Below are 17,288 nucleotides of genomic sequence, written 5' to 3'. Positions count from 1 at the left end.
TAATTTCTTCAGTAATCAATGGGATGAGTGGTACCGCGCAACCTTGTGAAACATGTTGACCCGCAGAGTGCGTCACGGCATAAGTTTGGTTAAACGTTTTTACAGCAGGGAGGAAACAGATGCTGTCTGTACGTCATTGGATTTGCGCCGCCGGTCTGGCGCTGGCCCCGGCCCATGTGGGCGCGGTTGAACTGGCTGCTTCGATCGATGGGCCGCTTTCGACGGGGCAGGGGCAGGGCATGCTGAAATTCGGCGAGATCCTGTCCGAGCTCACCGGCGGCGAAGTGACCGTCAAGGTCTTTCCCGACGCACAGCTCGGCACCGGCGCCGAGATATTCGAGCTGCTGGAAGACGGACAGGTTGCCCTGCTGACGACGGCGCCCGGCTATCTTGCCGAATTCGCGCCGGCGGTTCAGGCCCTTGTCGTGCCCTTCGTGTTTCGCGACTTCGACCATTGGCAAACCGTGGTCAGCGGCGAGGTGGGATCTAATCTGGCCGCCAACGTGGCCGACAACACCGGCGCCATGGTTCTGGGATACTTCGGCGGGTCGATCCGCAACCTGGTAAGCTCGAAGGAAGTTGAGACGAATGCCGACATCGCGGGGCTGCGCGTGCGCCTTCATCCGGCTGCCGTGCAGGTGAAGGCCTGGGAGGCCCTGGGCGTTGTGCCCACCGTCATGGCCTACAACGAAATCTATTCCGGCCTTCAGCTGGGCGTGGTGGACGGGCTTGAGAACGAGGCCGAGTGGGTACTGCGCATGAAGTTCTATGAACAGGCCAAGTACTATGTGCAGACCGAACATGAATATGTCACCCGTCCGCTGCTGTTCTCGAAGGTGGCCCATGACCGCCTGACCCTCGAACAGCAGGAGGCCGTGGTCGAGGCAGGACGCCAGGCCGCCGAATTCCAGCGCGCGCTGGAGCACAAGTTCGACTCGGAATCCAAGGCGGCACTGGAAAACGAGCACGGCGTGAACATCGTGCAGGTCGACAAGGACGACATCCAGGCCAAGGTATCCGCGGCACTTGAGCCGGTGATCGCCGATCTGGGCCTTGTCGAGGCGGTTCAGCAGATCCGCGACGTAAAGTAAAATGATGGAATGACAGGATGCGCCGTCGGCCGGGATTTTCTGGCCGGCGGCGTTCTTTGCGAACGAGGCCCAGATGCACAGTTCCCCTGACGCCCTTTTGCCCGACGTTGCCGAATGGGATGAAGCCATCGCCATGCCGCGCACCTTGATCGACGGGCATCCGTTCCACACGATGTGGATTGCCGCCGATCATGCCGTTGCCTTGCTCGAACATGGCGGCACGGCCGAGATCGAACGGGCGGTGGCGGTGTTGACCGCGCTGGATGAGCTTCAGGATCAGGACCCCGCATCGCCCACATTCGGCAATTTCCGGTGGGAGCGGGAAGACCCCGGTGTCGAGGATCTGAACGCCGCCGTCTTTTACGCGGTGCGGATCGCCCCGATGATGCACCGCTTTGCGCACCGCTTGCCGGATACGGCGCGCGGTGCAGTGGGGAAAACCCTGCACCGGGTACTGACCGCGATCGAACGTATCGATGTTGGCCCGGAATATACCAACATCATCAGCCAGTCGGTAGCGAGCCTGATCGTCGGAGGGCAGTATCTGGGCGATGCCCACTTTCGCGATCTGGGGGCAGCACGGTTCCGGGCCTGGATGGCACTGATCGACGAAAGCGGCCTGGCCCATGAGTTCAACTCGCCCGTCTACACCCAGATGACCGTCACCGCGCTGCGCCTGATCGGGGAGCTGGCCGAGGATCGGTCACTGGCCCGCCGGGCCGGGCAGGTGGCCCTGCGCCAGATCCTGAGTGTCGCGCTTCATGTCAATGGCGCCACGGGGCGTATGGCCGCGCCCCATTGCCGGGCATATCATCCGTTTCTGGTGGGCGAGACGCGCCGCGATCTCGACATCCTGAAAGACTGGATTGCCCGGGGTTGGGCGCCGGACTGGGTGCTTCACCTGACCGACCCCGCCAAGGGGCAGGTGCGCGAAACCTCTGATGCGGCCCGGGGCACCCACCTGGTCAGCCACCACCAGCCCCGGTTCTCGTTCGGCACCGCATCGCGCGAGCTGGACACCCAGAACAACCGCTATATCGCCGCGCAATCCACCGCCTTTGCCCTTCATTATGCCGGACGGGGCGGGGCGCCGGGCACGGTGTTCTGCAAATACATCTGGAACGATCAGTGGCTTGGCGAATACGCCACCACACCGTCGCGCCCCCGCCGCCAGGTGTTTTTCGATCACGGGGCATTCGTGGGGGTTCAGGACGGGCCGCGCATGTTCGGCGCCTACCGCCCTCGCAGGCTGAATGCCTGGGATGCCACCCATGATGCCAAGGCCTGCATCGTGGTGGCACGGGCGAAGGATGTACGCGCGCTGTGGGTGGGCGGGCAAAAGGTTGGGTCCTGGCCGGTCGAGGCTCCGCGCGACGCGGCTATCGGGATCGACCTTGGGCCGGTGCATCTGGTGATCCGGCCGCTTTCCTCGGGCGAACTTCAGCCCGGCCTGACCAACCGCATCGTCGAACGGGACGGCATGCTGGCTGTCGAATTGCGCGACTATCACGGAACACCGCGCACATTCTGGTCGCAGGCCCGGCCGGGCGCGTTCTTCCATGGCCATATCCGCGCCGGGTTCTTTATCGAGGCCCAGGCGGCGCAGGGCGATTTGACGGATTTCGTCAAGAAGATCGCGTCGGGCCGTTTCACCGATCAGGCCGATCCCCCCTGCCGCCCCGGTACGGGCCAGCGCCACTGGACCCTGGAATACGAACGCGACGGGCGGGCGTTCGGGATGACAATCGATCTGCACGATTGGCGGCGCATCGCCGACTGGGCCGGGGGCGCGCCGGTGGGCCTGCCCATGCTGGACTCGCGAATTGCGAGGCAGACGGCAACAGGCCGGGTGACGCTGGCGTCGGCCAGTCTGCGCTGTGGGCCGGCCCCCGCCTGGTTGGTCGCCCTGCCTGACCATCGCATCTGGGCGGCGGGTGTCCACCCTGGCGGCGGTGGCGACGACATCCTGTTGACCACCCCCGAGGGCACGGTTCGTGTCACCGGCAGCGCGGGCGCAACGATCCTGTGCCGTGAGGGCAGCGTGACGGCCGATCATCTGGACCCGGGCGCGCGGATCGAGGTTTCGGGCGCTCTGCGCCTGGCGTGACGGTTCCGGTCAGCAGGATTTGCGCCGCATGAGGGTAGGGGCGAGAAACACCCGTTCGGGGGCCTCGTCAGGGCTGTCGATGGCGGTCAGCAGCGCCTTGGCCGCGCGCCGCCCGATTGCGCGGGGAAACAGCTCGACCGTCGTGAGCGGCGGCATCCACGAGGCAGACTCCGGCACGTTGTCGAACCCGATCACACCTATATCGCGCCCGATGGTCAGGCGAGCGTTGTTGATACCCTCGTAGGCACCAAGGGCCACGTAATCGTTGAAGCAGGCCAGCGCCTCGATTTCGCGGTGGTGCGACAGAAGGGCCGTCGCGGCCTGTGCGCCGAACTCGCGCGTGGCGGGGCCGGACAGCGCCCAGGACTCGGGCATGGTCAACCGGTGACGGGTCAGGGCATCGGAAACGCCCTCGAACCTGCGGCGGCGGTTCTCGTTGTGCTCCATCCCACCGATGAAGGCGATGTTGCGATAACCCTGGGCGATCAGGTGCTCGGCGGCAATCACCCCTGCCTGGTGATTGTCAAAACCGATGAAGTCGGCCGCATAATCCTTGATTTCACGCACGCAGAGGACATAGGGAATGCCGTGGTCGCGGATCAGCTTGAACGACCGATCATCCGATCCGCTTGCAGCGCTGATGATCAGCCCGGCCACCCCCTGACCGATCATCGTTTCGATCACGGCGTGTTGGCGCTCGATGTCGTCGCGGGTGTTCGCCATCACGGAAAGATAGCCCTTCTCGGCGGCGATGGTTTCCACGTCCGACGACAGTTCCGCGAAGAACGGGTTGGAAATATCGTTCACCACCAGCCCGATCAGAAGCGACCGCCCCGACCGAAGACGCGACGCGCTCTTGTTGAGGATGAAGCCGAGGCTTTGCGCAGCCTTGCGCACCTTCCGTTGGGTCTGTTCTGAAATGCGACCCTTGTCGTTCAGCACAAGCGATACGGTCGCGGCCGAAACCCCGGCCTTCGCGGCTACCTGCTTGATGCTGACGCGTGGCTTCATCGCTCCTGCTCCTGAGAATTCGGGCGGATGGTTACTTAAAGGTTTAACCAGTCTGCATGGTATTGGCCGGAAAACAAAGTCTTGCCGGCCAGATTCGGCGAAAATATCCAAGGTGCGGATTTCAACGCGCACCCTGACGATCACGCCACGCCCTGGACGGCGGCCGAACCGGTAGGGGACATGGCTTTGCGAATGCACCTCGCCCAGTGAAAGACCATGCCCGCCGGTGATTCGCCACCAGTGTCGCCCTTTGGCTTCGGGAAGCACCTGCAAAGGCCTGCGATCGGTATCGACGCCACAGATCAGCTGGACGATCCTCTGACAACCAGACCTCGCTGCCATGGGTGCCGCGGCGCCAACGGTTGTCCACCGGTCTTGTTTTACGGTCCCAACAGCAAATCAGGGGACGAGGGCCAGGGCGGAACGGCGGATCCATCGCTGGTGAGGGGTTTCGATGAACCGTTAAACCAGAACCCTGCCATATATTGCGGCACTTGCTGCCGTCGCATTCTGCCCTGTGGACAGGATAAGATTAATCGTTTAAACGATCAGGCAGCATTTTGCGCACCGGGACGAGTGTAACGGGGGTCGCATATGTCCTGTGGCGCAGCGCAAGGGAGGGCCTGCCATGATCCAACGAATATTTCGTGCAGCCCTGGCGGCAATGCTGGCGGGTCTCTGCCTGCTGGTGGCCTATCAGGTTTTCGCCCGATACATCCCCTTTATCCCTCCGTTCCTGTGGACCGAGGAAATCGCACGTCTGCTTTTCATGTGGATGGTCATGATCGGGGCGGGCTATGGGTTTGTCGAGGGCACGCATTTCTCGTTCAACTTCCTGATCGGCGCCGTGCCCGCCGGGGCGCAACGCTCACTCGGGCTTGTGATCGTCGTGCTGACCCTCGCCGTGATGATCTTCTTCGCCTGGTCAGGATACGAGTTCTTTCTCAAGGGGTTCCGCCGCCACTCCCTGGTCACCGGCCTGCCGCAGGCGTCTAGCTATGCCGCGCTGCCGGTCGGGGCGCTTATCGGATGCGTGGCGATCTGCGTGAATGCCTTGCGCATGGCGCGGGGCGGCCCCCTGCGCATCGGAGGAGAGTGACGCCATGGAACTTGTCCTTCTCATGATGATCATCATCGGCGTCTGCATTGCCATCGGAGTGCCCATTGGGGTGTCGCTGATGGCGGCCTCGGCCGCCGTGCTGGTTATCGAACCGCATCTGACCGTTTTCATGCTGGCGCGCCGGTTTTATTCCAGTCTCGATTCCTTCGTCCTGCTGGCGGTGCCGCTGTTCTTGCTGGCCGGTTCCCTGATGAACGAAACCGGGATCACCGAGCGGTTGATCCGTTTCGCCTATGCCATTGTCGGGCACTTCCGGGGCGGGCTGGCCCATATCAACATCGTGGTCAGCATGCTGTTTGCGGGCGTGTCGGGGTCGTCCACCGCCGATACCGCCGGGGTGGGCGCCGTGCTGATCCCGGCGATGGGCCGCAAGGGATATTCGCAATCGGTGGCGGTGGCGATAACGGCCGCTTCATCGGTTCTGGGTGCGATCATTCCACCCAGCATCTTCTTCGTGATCTGGGGCGCGATCACGGGCACGTCGGTGGCGCAGCTATTCGCCGCCGGAATCATCCCCGGCCTGATGATCGCCCTGGCGCAGATGGCCTATGTGGCGCGGCGGGCCAGGATCGAAAGCTGGCCGGTAGAGCCCCGCGCGGACCGGGCCGAGTTCGTCGCCGCCTTTCGGGGGGCGATCCTGGGCCTGGGGGCGCCGATCATCATCGTCGGCGGGATCATGTTCGGCTTCGCGACGCCCACCGAAGCATCCATCCTTGCCGTGCTTTACGCTTTCGGGCTGGGGTTCTTCGTCTATCGCAACCTGACGATCAAACGGTCCATCGACGTGCTGTCGGACAGCGCCAAACTGGTGAGCCTGTCGTTGTTCTGCTACGGTTCGGCAGGGCTGTTCGGTTGGCTTCTGGCTTTCTATCAACTGCCCGATCTTCTGCTCGCCTGGACATCGGGCCTTCCCTATTGGGCCGTTCTGCCGATCTTTGCGCTGCTCTGCATCGTGCTGGGCACCTTCCTTGATGCGCTGGTCATCGCCATCATCATCGGGCCGCTGTTCCTTCCCTCTATGATCGAGGCAGGGGTCGACCCGGTGCATTACGGAATCGTGGCGGGCATTGCGCTGGCCATGGGGCTTATCACGCCACCCTACGGCCTGTGCCTGCTGATCGCCTGCGCCATCGGCAAGATCGAGATGCACCAGGCCATCGTCGACACCATGAAGATGTTCCTTGTCACGGCACTTATCCTTTTGCTGATCATCTTCGTGCCGGGAATTACCACATTCATTCCGCGACTGGTCAGCGGGTGATGAAACACCCGTGGCGTGAAGATGTTGACATGTTTTGGAACGTTCCCGGAAACAATGAGGCCGCAATGAACTGGGCGCTGATCGGGGCAAGCACAATTGCTGAAGAACACATGATCCGCGCCATCCGCGCGCAGGCGGGCAACCGCATCCGCTGGGTGGTCAGTTCAGATGCAGCCCATGCCGAATCCTATGCCGCGCGCAACGGCATCGATGGCGCGACAACCGATCTCGGCCGGGCGCTCACTGATCCGCAGGTTGGCTCGGTCTACATATCATCCACCAACGAGAAGCACCGCGCCCAGACGCTGGCGGCGATCGCGGCGGGCAAGCATGTGATCTGCGAGAAACCTCTGGCCATGACGGTGGCCGAAGCGAACGAGATGGTTGAGGCCGCCCGCGCTGCCGGCGTGATCTTGGCCACGAACCATCACCTGCGCTGTTCCGGAAGCCACCGCGCGGTGCGCGCGCTGATCCGCGACGGACGGATCGGCCGGGTGTTGTCGCTGCGCATCTTTCACGCCGTTCACCTGCCCGAGCACCTGCGGGGCTGGCGGCTTGACGATCCGGCGTCGGGGGGCGGGGTCATCCCGGACATCACGGTGCATGATGCAGATGTGGCGCGGTTTCTCCTGAACGATGATCCCGAAAACGTCGTGGCGCAGAAATGCGTTTCGGGGATGGGGCAGGGGGTCGAGGATTCGGCCATGTCGGTCTGGTCCATGCCATCGGGCGCGATGGTGATGAGCCATGAAAGCTTCTCGCATCCCTTCGCGGGCTCGGGATTTGAAGTGCACGGCAGTGCCGGGTCGATCTTTGCGCGGGGCGTGATGACCCAGCGCCCCCTGGGCGAAATCGAACTTGTGACCGAAGCGGGCCGCATCGCCGTGCCCTTCGACAACAGCGATCTTTACACGACTGGCGTGGCACAGTTCCTGGCCGCGACACGGGGCAAAGGCGAGCCGGCTGCCAGCGGTGCGGACGGTGTGAAATCCCTGGCCGTGGCAATCGCGGTGCGCGAGGCGGCCGAAGGGGGCCGGCGCATACGGGTGAATTATGGAGAGACGACATGAGCAAGGTTGTCAGCGCGGCAGAGGCCGTCAGACAGATCCCCGACAACAGCGTTGTGACGGTTTCCTCGTCCTCGGCCCTTGGTTGCCCGGACGCGGTGCTGAAAGCCATCGGCGCACGGTTCGATGCCGAAGGGCATCCCCGCGATCTGACCACGATCCACCCCATTGCCGCCGGCGACATGTACGGCGTTCGCGGCGTTGATTACATCGCGAAGGACGGTCTGCTGTCGCGTATCCTGGGCGGCTCCTATCCTTCCGGGCCTTCGTCGATGCCGATGCCCGAGATCTGGAAGATGATCGTGGACAACCGGGTGGCCGCCTATAACGTGCCGTCGGGCATCCTGTTCGACATGACCCGCGAGGCAGCGGCGCGCCGGCCCGGCGTTCTGACCAAGGTGGGGCTGCACACCTTCGTTGATCCCCGGCGCGAGGGCTGCGCCATGAACGACCGCGCGGCCAAAACCCCCATCGTCGACCGGGTGGAGTTTGCGGGCGACACCTGGCTGCATTTTCCCAACATTGTACCCAACGTCGCCATCCTGCGCGCCACCACCGCCGACGAACACGGCAACCTGACCTATGAACACGAAGGCGCCTACCTTGGCGGGTTGGAGCAGGCGATCTGCGTGCGCAACCACGGCGGCATCGTCATCGCCCAGGTCAAGCGTGTGACGCGCCGCGGATCGCTGCGCCCCCATGATGTGAGGGTGCCGGGCCACCTGGTGGATTGCGTCGTCGTCGATGCCGATCAGAAACAAACCACCGAAACGCCATACGATCCCGCGATCTCAGGCGGCATCATGCGCCCCTGGGACAGTTTCACCCTGGCCGAACACGGGGTGGAAAAGGTGATCGCCCGCCGCGCAGCGATGGAGCTGAAGCCCGGCATGGCCGCCAACCTGGGTTTCGGCATCAGCGCCATGGTGCCGCGCATCCTGCTTGAGGAAGGCCACCCCGAAGCCGTGACCTGGGCCATCGAACAGGGCGCGGTGGGGGGGATGCCGCTGACCGGTTTCGCCTTCGGCTGCGCGTCCAACGCCGATGCCTTCGTCCCCTCACCCCAACAGTTCATCTATTTCCAGGGGGGCGGGTTCGACGTGTCGTTCCTGTCGTTCATGGAGGTCGATGTGGAGGGCAACGTGAACGTGTCGAAACTGGGCAAGAAGCCGTACCTCACCGCCGGATGCGGCGGCTTCGTCGACATCACCTCGGGGGCGAAAAAGATCGTCTTTTCCGGCTGGTTCGAGGCAGGCGCCAAGGTCGAACTGACCAAGAGCGGTGTCAACATCGCCACGCAGGGCAAGTTCACCAAGATGGTCGAGGCGGTGGAGCATGTCACCTTCTCGGGTCGGCGGGGCCGCGAACTGGGGCAGGAGGTGATCTATGTCACCGAACGCTGCGTGATGGTCCTGGATGACAGCGGCCTCGTGGCGACCGAGATCATGCCGGGTATCGACCCGGAGCGCGACATCGTGGCGGCCTCGGACGGGCGGGTGCGCATTGCGGATGATGCCGTGACGATGCCCCTTTCTCTGCTGACCGAAGGGCGCATGGGGTGGCCGGCATGAGCGCTGTTCACCTGACCACCGAGGGCCGCGTCGCCGAACTGCGGCTCGACAACCCCGACAAGATGAATGCGCTGACGGTCGAGATGCTGGCGCAACTGGCGGATCATCTTGAGACCGTCGAACGCGACCGTGGCATTGCAGCCGTGATGCTGACCGCGACGGGCGAGCGTGCCTTTTGTACGGGCGCCGACATTAACGGCTGGGGCGATCTGACGCCCGCGGAATTTTCGCGCCACTGGGTGCGCAACGGGCACCGGATTTTCGACAGGTTGGCGCGGCTGTGCAAGCCGACGGTTGCGGTTCTGAACGGCCATGCCTTCGGCGGGGGGCTGGAGCTGGCCGCCGCCTGCGATATCCGGGTGATGGCGCCCAAGGCGGCGCTGGCCCTGCCGGAACCGGCGGTGGGCATCGTTCCGGGCTGGTCGGGCACCCAGCGCCTGTTGCGCCTGCTGCCCGAACCGGTGGTGAAGGAGATGGCCCTGTTCGGTCATCGGATCAAGGCCGATCGTGCCCTGGCCTTCGGCTTTGCTGCCGCCGTTGACGACGATCCGCGCGCCGCCGCCCTTTCCCTGCTGGAACGGGCCGTGGCCCTTTCGCCGCGGGCCGTGGAAATCACCAAGCACATGATCCACGCGGCCCAGGGCGAAGACCGGGCCGCCATGGTCGAGGCACTGGGAAGTGCCGCGATTTCGGCCAGCGAAGACCGCAACGAAGGCGTCACCGCCTTCCGCGAAAAACGCAAACCAGATTTCACGGGGAACTGACGATGAAAGACCTGAATGTCCTGAGCGAGCAGACCGTGGCGCTGCCGGCGTCACCCTACCACGCGCGGCATTTCATCGACGGCGCCGCCTGCGACAGCGCAGATGGCGCCACGTCCGAACGGATTTCGCCCTCGCACGGGGTTCTGGTCAGCACCGCCGCCCTGGGCGGACCGCGTGAAACCGAGGCGGCGATCGGGGCCGCGCGCCGCGCCTTCGACGATGGCCGCTGGAGCCGCCTTTCCGGCAAGGCGCGGGCCGAGGTGCTGAACCGCGTGGCGGACCTGATCGAGCAGAACGCCGAGCGGCTGGCGGTGATCGAAACACTGGAAAGCGGCAAGCCGCTCACCCAGGCGCGGGGCGAATGTGGCGGCGCGGCGGATCTGTGGCGCCATGCCGCCTCGCTTGCGCGCACGGTGCAGGGCGACAGCCACAACGCCCTGGGCGATGACATGCTTGCCATGGTCCTCAAGGAACCCATCGGTGTGGTGTCGATCATCACGCCGTGGAACTTCCCGTTCTGGATTTTGGGCCAGAAGCTGCCCTTCGCGCTGGCCGCCGGGTGCACCTGCGTGGTCAAGCCGTCCGAGATGACGCCATCGACCACCGCCATGCTGGCCGGGATGCTGACCGAAGCGGGCTTGCCCGCCGGGGTGTGCAACATCGTCCTTGGCCATGGCGATCCGGTGGGTGCGCTGATGGCCAGGCACGACGACGTGGACATGGTCACGTTCACCGGCTCGACCGGCGTGGGCAAGACGATCACAAAGGCGGCTGGCGATACGCTCAAGAAGGTGGCGCTGGAACTGGGGGGCAAGAACCCGCAGGTGATTTTCCCCGATGCCGATCTGGAACAGGCCGCCGATGCGGTGACCTTCGGCGTGTATTTCAACGTCGGCCAATGCTGCAATTCGTCAAGCCGGATCATCGTGCACGAAGATATCGCCGATGATTTCGTCGCACGGGTGGTCGCCTTGTCGCGCCAAGTGGCCTTCGGCAATCCGATGAACCCGGACACCCAGGTCGGCGCCATCGTGACCAAGGATCACCAAGCCAAGATCGACGCCCATGTAAAGGGCGCGGTCGAGGCTGGTGCAGAAGTCTGCCTTGGCGGCGCGGCGCTTGATGTGCCGGGGATCGGCGGCCAGTTCTATCAGCCCACGGTGCTGCGGGGCGTTACGCCCGACATGGCCATCGCCCGCGAAGAGGTGTTCGGGCCTGTCCTGTCGGTGCAGACGTTCAAGACCCTGGACCAGGCCATCACCCTGACCAACGATGCCACCTATGGCCTTTCCGCCGGCATCTGGAGCGACAACGTCCATACCTGCCTGGAATTCGCCCGGCGGGCGCAGGCGGGCACGGTCTGGACCAACACCTGGATGGATGGCTTCCCCGACGTCCCGTTCGGCGGGGTAAAGCAATCGGGCCAGGGGCGCGAGTTGGGCCGATACGGGCTGGATGAATTCATGGAACTGAAATCTGTGGTGATGCGGGTGGGGAAGACCCGCACGCCCTGGGTAAAGGCCCCCTGACGACCGGGGGCAATCGCGATACGCAACAAGGGAGGACACCAAATGCGTAATACGTTCGGAAAGACCACAGCGATGGCCGCCGTACTGGCGGCAACCACCGGAATGGCACAGGCCGAGGATGTCGAGGTTCTGCACTGGTGGACATCGGGCGGCGAGGCGGCCGCGTTGAGCGTGCTGAAGCAGAACCTGGAGACGGAAGAGATCGGCTGGATCGACATGCCGGTCGCCGGCGGTGGCGGCGAGGCGGCGATGACCACGCTGCGCGCGCGCGTCACCTCGGGCGATGCGCCGACCGCGGTTCAGATGCTGGGCTTCGATATCCAGGACTGGGCGGCCGAAGGCGTGCTGGGCAACCTGAATGACGTGGCCGAGGCCGAGGGCTGGGACGCTGTGGTTCCCGAGGCGCTTCAGGCATTCTCCAAGTATGACGGCAACTGGGTGGCGGCGCCCGTGAACGTCCACAGTTCCAACTGGGTCTGGGCCAACAAGGCGGTGCTCGACGAATTGGGCATCGAAGAGCCCAAGACCTGGGAGGAGTTCGTCGCGGCACTTCAGGCGGCCAAGGATGCGGGCAAGACCGGCCTGGCCCATGGCGGACAGCCCTGGCAGGAAGCCACGATCTTTGACGGCGTGGTCCTTTCGGTGGGCGGCCCCGAATTCTATCGCGCGGCCCTGATCGATCTCGACGCCGAGGCCCTGGGGGGCGAGCAGATGGTCGAGGCCTTCAACCGCATGGGCACCCTGCGGTCCTTCGTCGACGACAACTTCTCGGGGCGCGACTGGAACCTTGCCTCGGCCATGGTGATCAACGGCGATGCCGCCTTCCAGATCATGGGCGACTGGGCCAAGGGTGAGTTCGTGAATGCCGGCAAGGTGCCGGGCGAAGATTTCCTGTGCTTCCGGGTGCCCGGATCGGATGGGGCGGTTTCCTTCCTGTCCGACCAGTTCGCCATGTTCGCCCAGGGCGACGATGCGGCGAAAGAGGCACAGGCGAAGATGGCCTCGGCCATCATGTCACCCGAGTTCCAGATTGCCTTCAACACCGTGAAGGGTTCGGTTCCGTCACGCACCGATGTCGATGCATCGCCCTTCGACAGCTGCGCGCAGAAGGGCATGGAGCAACTGGCCGCAGCCAGCGAATCCGGCAGCCTGGTGGGGTCCATGGGCCACGGCCATGCAAACCGCGCCGCGGTGAAGAACGCGATGTACGATGTCATCACGGCACATTTCAACGGCGAATTCACGGCCGAGGAGGCCGCCGACGAACTGGTCAACGCCGTTGAGGCCGCACAGTAACATATCCGCGCCGGGAAGGCGGTAAACCGCCTTCCCACTCTGCGTTCCCCCATGAATACCCGCCCGCGCGGGAAAGGAGACCCCATGGCCCAGGCCGCCAGGGAGCCGGATTTTCGAACCCGTCTTCAGGAATGGATACCCAAACTGGTGCTGTCACCCTCGGTCGCGGCCATGGTCGTGTTCGTCTACGGGTTCATCGCCTTCACCGTCTACCTCAGCTTTTCGGATTCACGGATGCTGCCCAGTTACGATCTGGTGGGCTTCGGGAACTACGCCAAGCTCTGGGGCCTGTCGGCCTGGTGGACGGCCATCGTCAACCTGGGCATCTTCGCCTCGCTCTACATCGTCACCTGCACGGCGATCGGCCTGGTCCTTGCGATCTTCCTGGATCAGAAGATCCGCGGCGAGGGCATGTTGCGACCGATCTACCTCTACCCGATGGCGCTCAGCTTCATCGTGACGGGCACCGCCTGGAAATGGATCATGGACCCGGGCATCGGGATCGAGAATTCGATGCATCTCTGGGGCTGGACCAGTTTCGAATTCGACTGGATCAAGGACAGGAACATGGCGATCTACACCGTGGTGATCGCCGCCGTCTGGCAGACCTCGGGCTTTGTCATGGCGATGTTTCTTGCGGGGCTGCGCGGGATCGACAACGAGATCCTGAAGGCAGCGCAGATCGACGGCGCCTCAAGCTGGAGCCTGTACCGGCGCATCGTCATCCCGCTGTTGCGCCCGGCCTTCCTGTCGGCCTTCGTGATCCTCGCCCATCTGGCCGTCAAATCCTACGACCTGATCGTCGCGCTGACGGGCGGCGGGCCGGGGCGGGCCACCGAACTACCCGCGACGTTCATGTATTCCTATACCTTCACCCGCAATTCCATGGGCATCGGCGCCGCCTCGGCGGTGATCATGCTGATGACCATCGCGGCAATCATGACGCCCTATCTCTATGCCGAGCTGAAGGAGAAGACGTGATGGCCCCCGCCCAGCAGGACACCGCCGTGCACACCGGCCGGATCGCACGAACCTTCATCTATGTCGTGCTTCTGGTTTTCGCGCTGTTCTATCTTCTGCCCTTCTTCGTGATGTTGGTCAATTCCCTCAAGCCGCTGTCTGAAATCACCGACGGAAACATGATGGCCTTGCCGCGCGCCTGGACACTGGAACCCTGGCGCCAGGCCTGGTCATCGGCCCAGATCGGGGTGCAGCCAACCGGCCTGAAACCCTACTTCGTCAACTCCCTCCTGATGGTCGTTCCGGCCGTGGCGATCACCACGGTGCTGGGTGCGCTGAACGGCTATGTCCTGACCAAATGGACCTTCCCGGGCCACAGGATCATCTTCGGGCTTCTGCTGTTCACCTGTTTCATCCCGTTCCAGATCGTCCTGATCCCCATGGCGACGGTGCTGGGCAAACTGGGGCTGGCCGGATCGATACCGGGGCTGATCCTGGTCCATTGCGTCTATGGCATCGGGTTTTCCACCCTGTATTACCGCAACTACTATGCCGCCTTTCCCACCGAACTGGTGCGCGCGGCGATGATCGACGGCGCCGGGTTCTTCCGCATCTTCTTTCGCATCATGTTGCCGGTGTCGGGGCCGATCACGGTCGTTTCGGTGATCTGGCTGTTCACCAACATCTGGAACGATTTCCTGTTCGGGGCCTCTTTCGGGGGCCAGAGCCAGCCGATGACGGTGGCGCTGAACAACCTCGTGCAATCCTCGACCGGGGTAAAGGAATACAACGTCCACTTCGCCGGCGCGATCCTTGCCGCGCTGCCAACCCTTGTCGTCTACATCGTCGCCGGGCGCTATTTCGTCCGGGGCCTGATGGCCGGCTCAGTGAAAGGTTGATCCATGGGTTTTCTCGATATCCGCAACGTCACCAAGTCCTATGGTTCGGTCAAGGTTCTGCACCAGGTCGACATCGAGGTGGAAGAGGGCGAGTTCCTCGTGCTGGTCGGCCCTTCGGGCTGTGGCAAATCCACACTGCTGAACATGATCGCGGGGCTTGAGGGCATCACCTCGGGCGACATCGCCATCAAGGGGCGGGTGGTGAACGGGGTGCATCCGTCGAAACGCAACATCGCCATGGTGTTTCAAAGCTATGCGCTTTATCCGAACATGACGGTGGGCCAGAACATGACCTTCGGTCTGGAAATGCACGGCGTGCCCAAGGCCGAGCGTGAAAAGGCGCTGGCCGATGTGGCACGGCTGTTGCAGATCGAGAACCTGCTGGACCGCAAGCCCGGGCAGCTTTCGGGCGGGCAACGCCAGAGGGTGGCCATGGGCCGGGCCCTGGTGCGCGATCCCGATGTGTTCCTGTTCGACGAACCGCTCTCCAACCTTGATGCCAAGTTGCGCGTCGACATGCGCACCGAGATCAAGAAGCTTCATGAAAAGCTGAAGACCACCATCGTCTATGTCACCCACGACCAGATCGAGGCGATGACCCTGTCGACCCGGATCGCGGTGATGTACAGGGGATACGTGCAGCAACTGGGCACCCCGCGCGAAATCTACGATGCGCCGGCCAATGTCTATGTCGCAACCTTCATGGGCAGTCCGGCGATGAACGTCCTGCCCGCCCGCGTGACGATGCGGGATGGCGTGCCCCACGCCGAAATTGCCGTTCGGGACGGGGCGAACAGGTTTCTGAAGTTTTCCCAGGCCAACATGGCCGCCTGGGAGGGGCGCGAGATCCTGCTGGGCATCCGCCCCGAAGCGATCACCGATCCTGACGGCGCCGACCGCAATTCGCGCAATATCGTTGCCCTGACCAACCGTATCGGCGTGACCGAACCTGCGGGTGCCGATACCTATGTGACCATGGAACTGGGCGGCAAGGATATCGTCGCGCGGATGCGGGCCGACGCCAACGTGGCCCCCGGCGCCGATTTCGAATTCGCCGTGAACATGGACAAGGCGGTGGCCTTCGACCCCGAAACGGAAGACCGGATCGCACCATGAGCCGGCCGGATGTCGTGGTCATCGGCTCGGGGATGGGGGGCGCCACCCTGGCGGCGGCCCTCGCCCCGAGCGGGGCGCGCATCCTGATCCTTGAAAGGGGCGAACGCCTGCGCCCCAGCCCGGATGACCGCGACGAAGCGGCGATCTTCGCCCGTGGCGCATTCCGTCCCCGCGAAGAATGGCTGGACGGGCAGGGCAGGGCGTTCAACCCCGGCAACTATTACCACGTCGGGGGCAATACCAAATTCTACGGCGCGGTCCTGATGCGTTACAGGGCCGAGGATTTTTCGCCCGTTGCCCATGCCGGCGGGCGCACTCCGGGCTGGCCGATTTCCTATGACACGCTGGAACCCTTCTACAGCGCGGCCGAAACCCTTTACCGCGTAAGGGGAGCCCTTGGCGACGATCCCACGGAGCCGCCCCATTCCACGCCCTATGCATATGCGCCCGTGCCCCATGAACCCGCCATCGCGGATCTGGCGAAGCGCTTGGCGGCCGTCGGGCTGCATCCCGCGCCGATCCCGCTGGGCGTCGACATCGACCGCTGGCTGGCAGGGGGGAACACGCCCTGGGATGCCTTTCCAGATACCTGTGGCGGCAAGATGGATGCCGAAACCGTGGGGCTGACCGCCGCGCTGGCCCATGACAACGTGACCCTGCGCACGGGGTGCCGGGTGGTGGGGCTAAGGACCGATGGTTCAGGGCGGATCACCGACGTGAGGCTGGAGAGCGGCGAAACGATTGGCGCGCGCATCGTCGTTCTGGCCGCGGGGGCGGTCCAGTCGGCGGCACTGTTGCTTGCCTCGGGGGACGAGCGCCACCCCCGGGGCCTGGCCAACGGGTCTGACCAGGTGGGGCGCAACTTCATGAACCACAACACCTCGGCGGTGCTGGCGCTGCATCCCCTGCGGCGCAACACCGCCATCTATCAGAAAACCCTCATGTTCAACGATTTCTATCTGGGCGGTGGACCCGGAGATACGCCCATGGGCAACGTGCAGATGCTGGGCAAGATCTCGGGCACGATCCTGGCGGCCAATTCGGCATTGCCCGCGGTCGCCGCCCGCTGGATCGCCGCGCGGGCGCTGGATTTCTATGCCATGTCCGAAGACCTTCCCGACCCTGAAAGCCGGGTCACCCTGCGTGGCGGGCAAATCGTTCTGGACTGGAAACGCTCGAACCAGAAGGCCCATGACGCCCTGGTACGGGCGCTGAAATCGGCGTTGCGGCGGGCCGGCTTTCCCATCCTGCTGTCGCGCGGGTTCGACCGGCGCACCCCGTCCCATCAGTGCGGCACGGCACGGATGGGGCGCGATCCGGCGAAAAGCGTGGTGAACACCGATTGCCGCAGCCACGATCACCCCAACCTTTACATAGCCGATGCCTCGGTCCTGCCAACCTCGGCGGCGGTGAACCCTTCGCTGACCGTGGCGGCCCTGGCCCTGCGTACGGCCCGGCACATCGAACGAAGCGCGCTGGCAACCTGAGGAGGCTCC

The 17,288-nt window shown here is 64.0% G+C and carries 14 protein-coding genes; 13 read left to right on the top strand and 1 reads right to left on the bottom strand.

Annotation, left to right across the window (positions count from 1 at the left end):
- The first annotated feature begins 119 nt into the window (after positions 1-119).
- Positions 120-1,091 carry a TRAP transporter substrate-binding protein gene (locus H7828_RS12490; RefSeq protein ID WP_226781375.1) on the top strand — a complete coding sequence of 324 codons (972 nt, stop codon included), beginning with the start codon at positions 120-122 and terminating at the stop codon, positions 1,089-1,091.
- Positions 1,092-1,164: 73 nt separating this feature from the next.
- Entirely contained in the window at positions 1,165-3,198 is a 2,034-nt protein-coding gene (locus H7828_RS12485; RefSeq protein ID WP_226781374.1) for a hypothetical protein, read from the top strand.
- Positions 3,199-3,207: 9 nt separating this feature from the next.
- Here the strand turns inward: H7828_RS12485 and H7828_RS12480 are convergent, their stop codons facing one another.
- Complete coding sequence (locus tag H7828_RS12480; protein WP_226781373.1) at positions 3,208-4,209, bottom strand: LacI family DNA-binding transcriptional regulator; 1,002 nt, start codon at positions 4,207-4,209, stop codon at positions 3,208-3,210.
- 628 nt (positions 4,210-4,837) lie between these two features.
- Between H7828_RS12480 and H7828_RS12475 the strand changes: the two genes are divergently transcribed.
- From H7828_RS12475 to H7828_RS12425, 11 genes are all read left to right on the top strand, one after another.
- Positions 4,838-5,308: a TRAP transporter small permease gene (locus H7828_RS12475; RefSeq protein ID WP_226781372.1), complete on the top strand. Its 471-nt coding sequence runs from the start codon at positions 4,838-4,840 to the stop codon at positions 5,306-5,308.
- 4 nt (positions 5,309-5,312) lie between these two features.
- Positions 5,313-6,590, top strand: a complete 1,278-nt coding sequence (locus H7828_RS12470; protein WP_226781371.1) for a TRAP transporter large permease — start codon at positions 5,313-5,315, stop codon at positions 6,588-6,590.
- A gap of 65 nt (positions 6,591-6,655) precedes the next feature.
- Positions 6,656-7,660 (top strand): Gfo/Idh/MocA family protein, encoded by a 1,005-nt coding sequence (locus H7828_RS12465; protein WP_226781370.1) that lies wholly within the window; start codon positions 6,656-6,658, stop codon positions 7,658-7,660.
- A complete protein-coding gene (locus H7828_RS12460) occupies positions 7,657-9,228 on the top strand; it encodes an acyl CoA:acetate/3-ketoacid CoA transferase (RefSeq protein ID WP_226781369.1) in 1,572 nt (523 codons plus the stop codon). The genes H7828_RS12465 and H7828_RS12460 overlap by 4 nt, the downstream gene beginning before the upstream one ends.
- Positions 9,225-9,992, top strand: a complete 768-nt coding sequence (locus H7828_RS12455; protein WP_226781368.1) for an enoyl-CoA hydratase/isomerase family protein — start codon at positions 9,225-9,227, stop codon at positions 9,990-9,992. Before H7828_RS12460 ends, H7828_RS12455 begins: the two co-directional genes overlap by 4 nt.
- Positions 9,993-9,994: 2 nt before the next feature.
- Complete coding sequence (locus H7828_RS12450; protein WP_226781367.1) at positions 9,995-11,521, top strand: aldehyde dehydrogenase family protein; 1,527 nt, start codon at positions 9,995-9,997, stop codon at positions 11,519-11,521.
- A 42-nt stretch (positions 11,522-11,563) separates the two neighbouring features.
- Positions 11,564-12,817, top strand: a complete 1,254-nt coding sequence (locus H7828_RS12445) for an ABC transporter substrate-binding protein (RefSeq protein WP_226781366.1) — start codon at positions 11,564-11,566, stop codon at positions 12,815-12,817.
- A gap of 84 nt (positions 12,818-12,901) precedes the next feature.
- Positions 12,902-13,798 (top strand): carbohydrate ABC transporter permease, encoded by an 897-nt coding sequence (locus tag H7828_RS12440; protein ID WP_226781365.1) that lies wholly within the window; start codon positions 12,902-12,904, stop codon positions 13,796-13,798.
- Positions 13,798-14,676: a carbohydrate ABC transporter permease gene (locus tag H7828_RS12435; RefSeq protein WP_226781364.1), complete on the top strand. Its 879-nt coding sequence runs from the start codon at positions 13,798-13,800 to the stop codon at positions 14,674-14,676. Before H7828_RS12440 ends, H7828_RS12435 begins: the two co-directional genes overlap by 1 nt.
- 3 nt (positions 14,677-14,679) lie before the next feature.
- Positions 14,680-15,792, top strand: coding sequence for an ABC transporter ATP-binding protein (locus tag H7828_RS12430; protein ID WP_226781363.1), 1,113 nt, complete (start codon positions 14,680-14,682; stop codon positions 15,790-15,792).
- Positions 15,789-17,279: an FAD-dependent oxidoreductase gene (locus H7828_RS12425; RefSeq protein ID WP_226781362.1), complete on the top strand. Its 1,491-nt coding sequence runs from the start codon at positions 15,789-15,791 to the stop codon at positions 17,277-17,279. The genes H7828_RS12430 and H7828_RS12425 overlap by 4 nt, the downstream gene beginning before the upstream one ends.
- Positions 17,280-17,288 lie beyond the last annotated feature (9 nt).

This window comes from Oceaniglobus trochenteri, from assembly GCF_020529025.1.
Classification (GTDB): domain Bacteria; phylum Pseudomonadota; class Alphaproteobacteria; order Rhodobacterales; family Rhodobacteraceae; genus Oceaniglobus; species Oceaniglobus trochenteri.
The sequence above is the reverse complement of the archived record's forward strand: the minus strand, read 5'-3'. Positions and strand labels throughout refer to the sequence as shown.

Coding starts and splice junctions, on each gene's coding strand:
- H7828_RS12485 (WP_226781374.1), top strand. CDS start 1,165: ATGCACAGTTCCCCTGACGCCCTTTTGCCCGACGTTGCCGAATGGGAT.
- H7828_RS12475 (WP_226781372.1), top strand. CDS start 4,838: ATGATCCAACGAATATTTCGTGCAGCCCTGGCGGCAATGCTGGCGGGT.
- H7828_RS12430 (WP_226781363.1), top strand. CDS start 14,680: ATGGGTTTTCTCGATATCCGCAACGTCACCAAGTCCTATGGTTCGGTC.
- H7828_RS12480 (WP_226781373.1), bottom strand. CDS start 4,209: ATGAAGCCACGCGTCAGCATCAAGCAGGTAGCCGCGAAGGCCGGGGTT.
- H7828_RS12435 (WP_226781364.1), top strand. CDS start 13,798: ATGGCCCCCGCCCAGCAGGACACCGCCGTGCACACCGGCCGGATCGCA.
- H7828_RS12455 (WP_226781368.1), top strand. CDS start 9,225: ATGAGCGCTGTTCACCTGACCACCGAGGGCCGCGTCGCCGAACTGCGG.
- H7828_RS12425 (WP_226781362.1), top strand. CDS start 15,789: ATGAGCCGGCCGGATGTCGTGGTCATCGGCTCGGGGATGGGGGGCGCC.
- H7828_RS12440 (WP_226781365.1), top strand. CDS start 12,902: ATGGCCCAGGCCGCCAGGGAGCCGGATTTTCGAACCCGTCTTCAGGAA.
- H7828_RS12445 (WP_226781366.1), top strand. CDS start 11,564: ATGCGTAATACGTTCGGAAAGACCACAGCGATGGCCGCCGTACTGGCG.
- H7828_RS12490 (WP_226781375.1), top strand. CDS start 120: ATGCTGTCTGTACGTCATTGGATTTGCGCCGCCGGTCTGGCGCTGGCC.
- H7828_RS12470 (WP_226781371.1), top strand. CDS start 5,313: ATGGAACTTGTCCTTCTCATGATGATCATCATCGGCGTCTGCATTGCC.
- H7828_RS12460 (WP_226781369.1), top strand. CDS start 7,657: ATGAGCAAGGTTGTCAGCGCGGCAGAGGCCGTCAGACAGATCCCCGAC.
- H7828_RS12465 (WP_226781370.1), top strand. CDS start 6,656: ATGAACTGGGCGCTGATCGGGGCAAGCACAATTGCTGAAGAACACATG.
- H7828_RS12450 (WP_226781367.1), top strand. CDS start 9,995: ATGAAAGACCTGAATGTCCTGAGCGAGCAGACCGTGGCGCTGCCGGCG.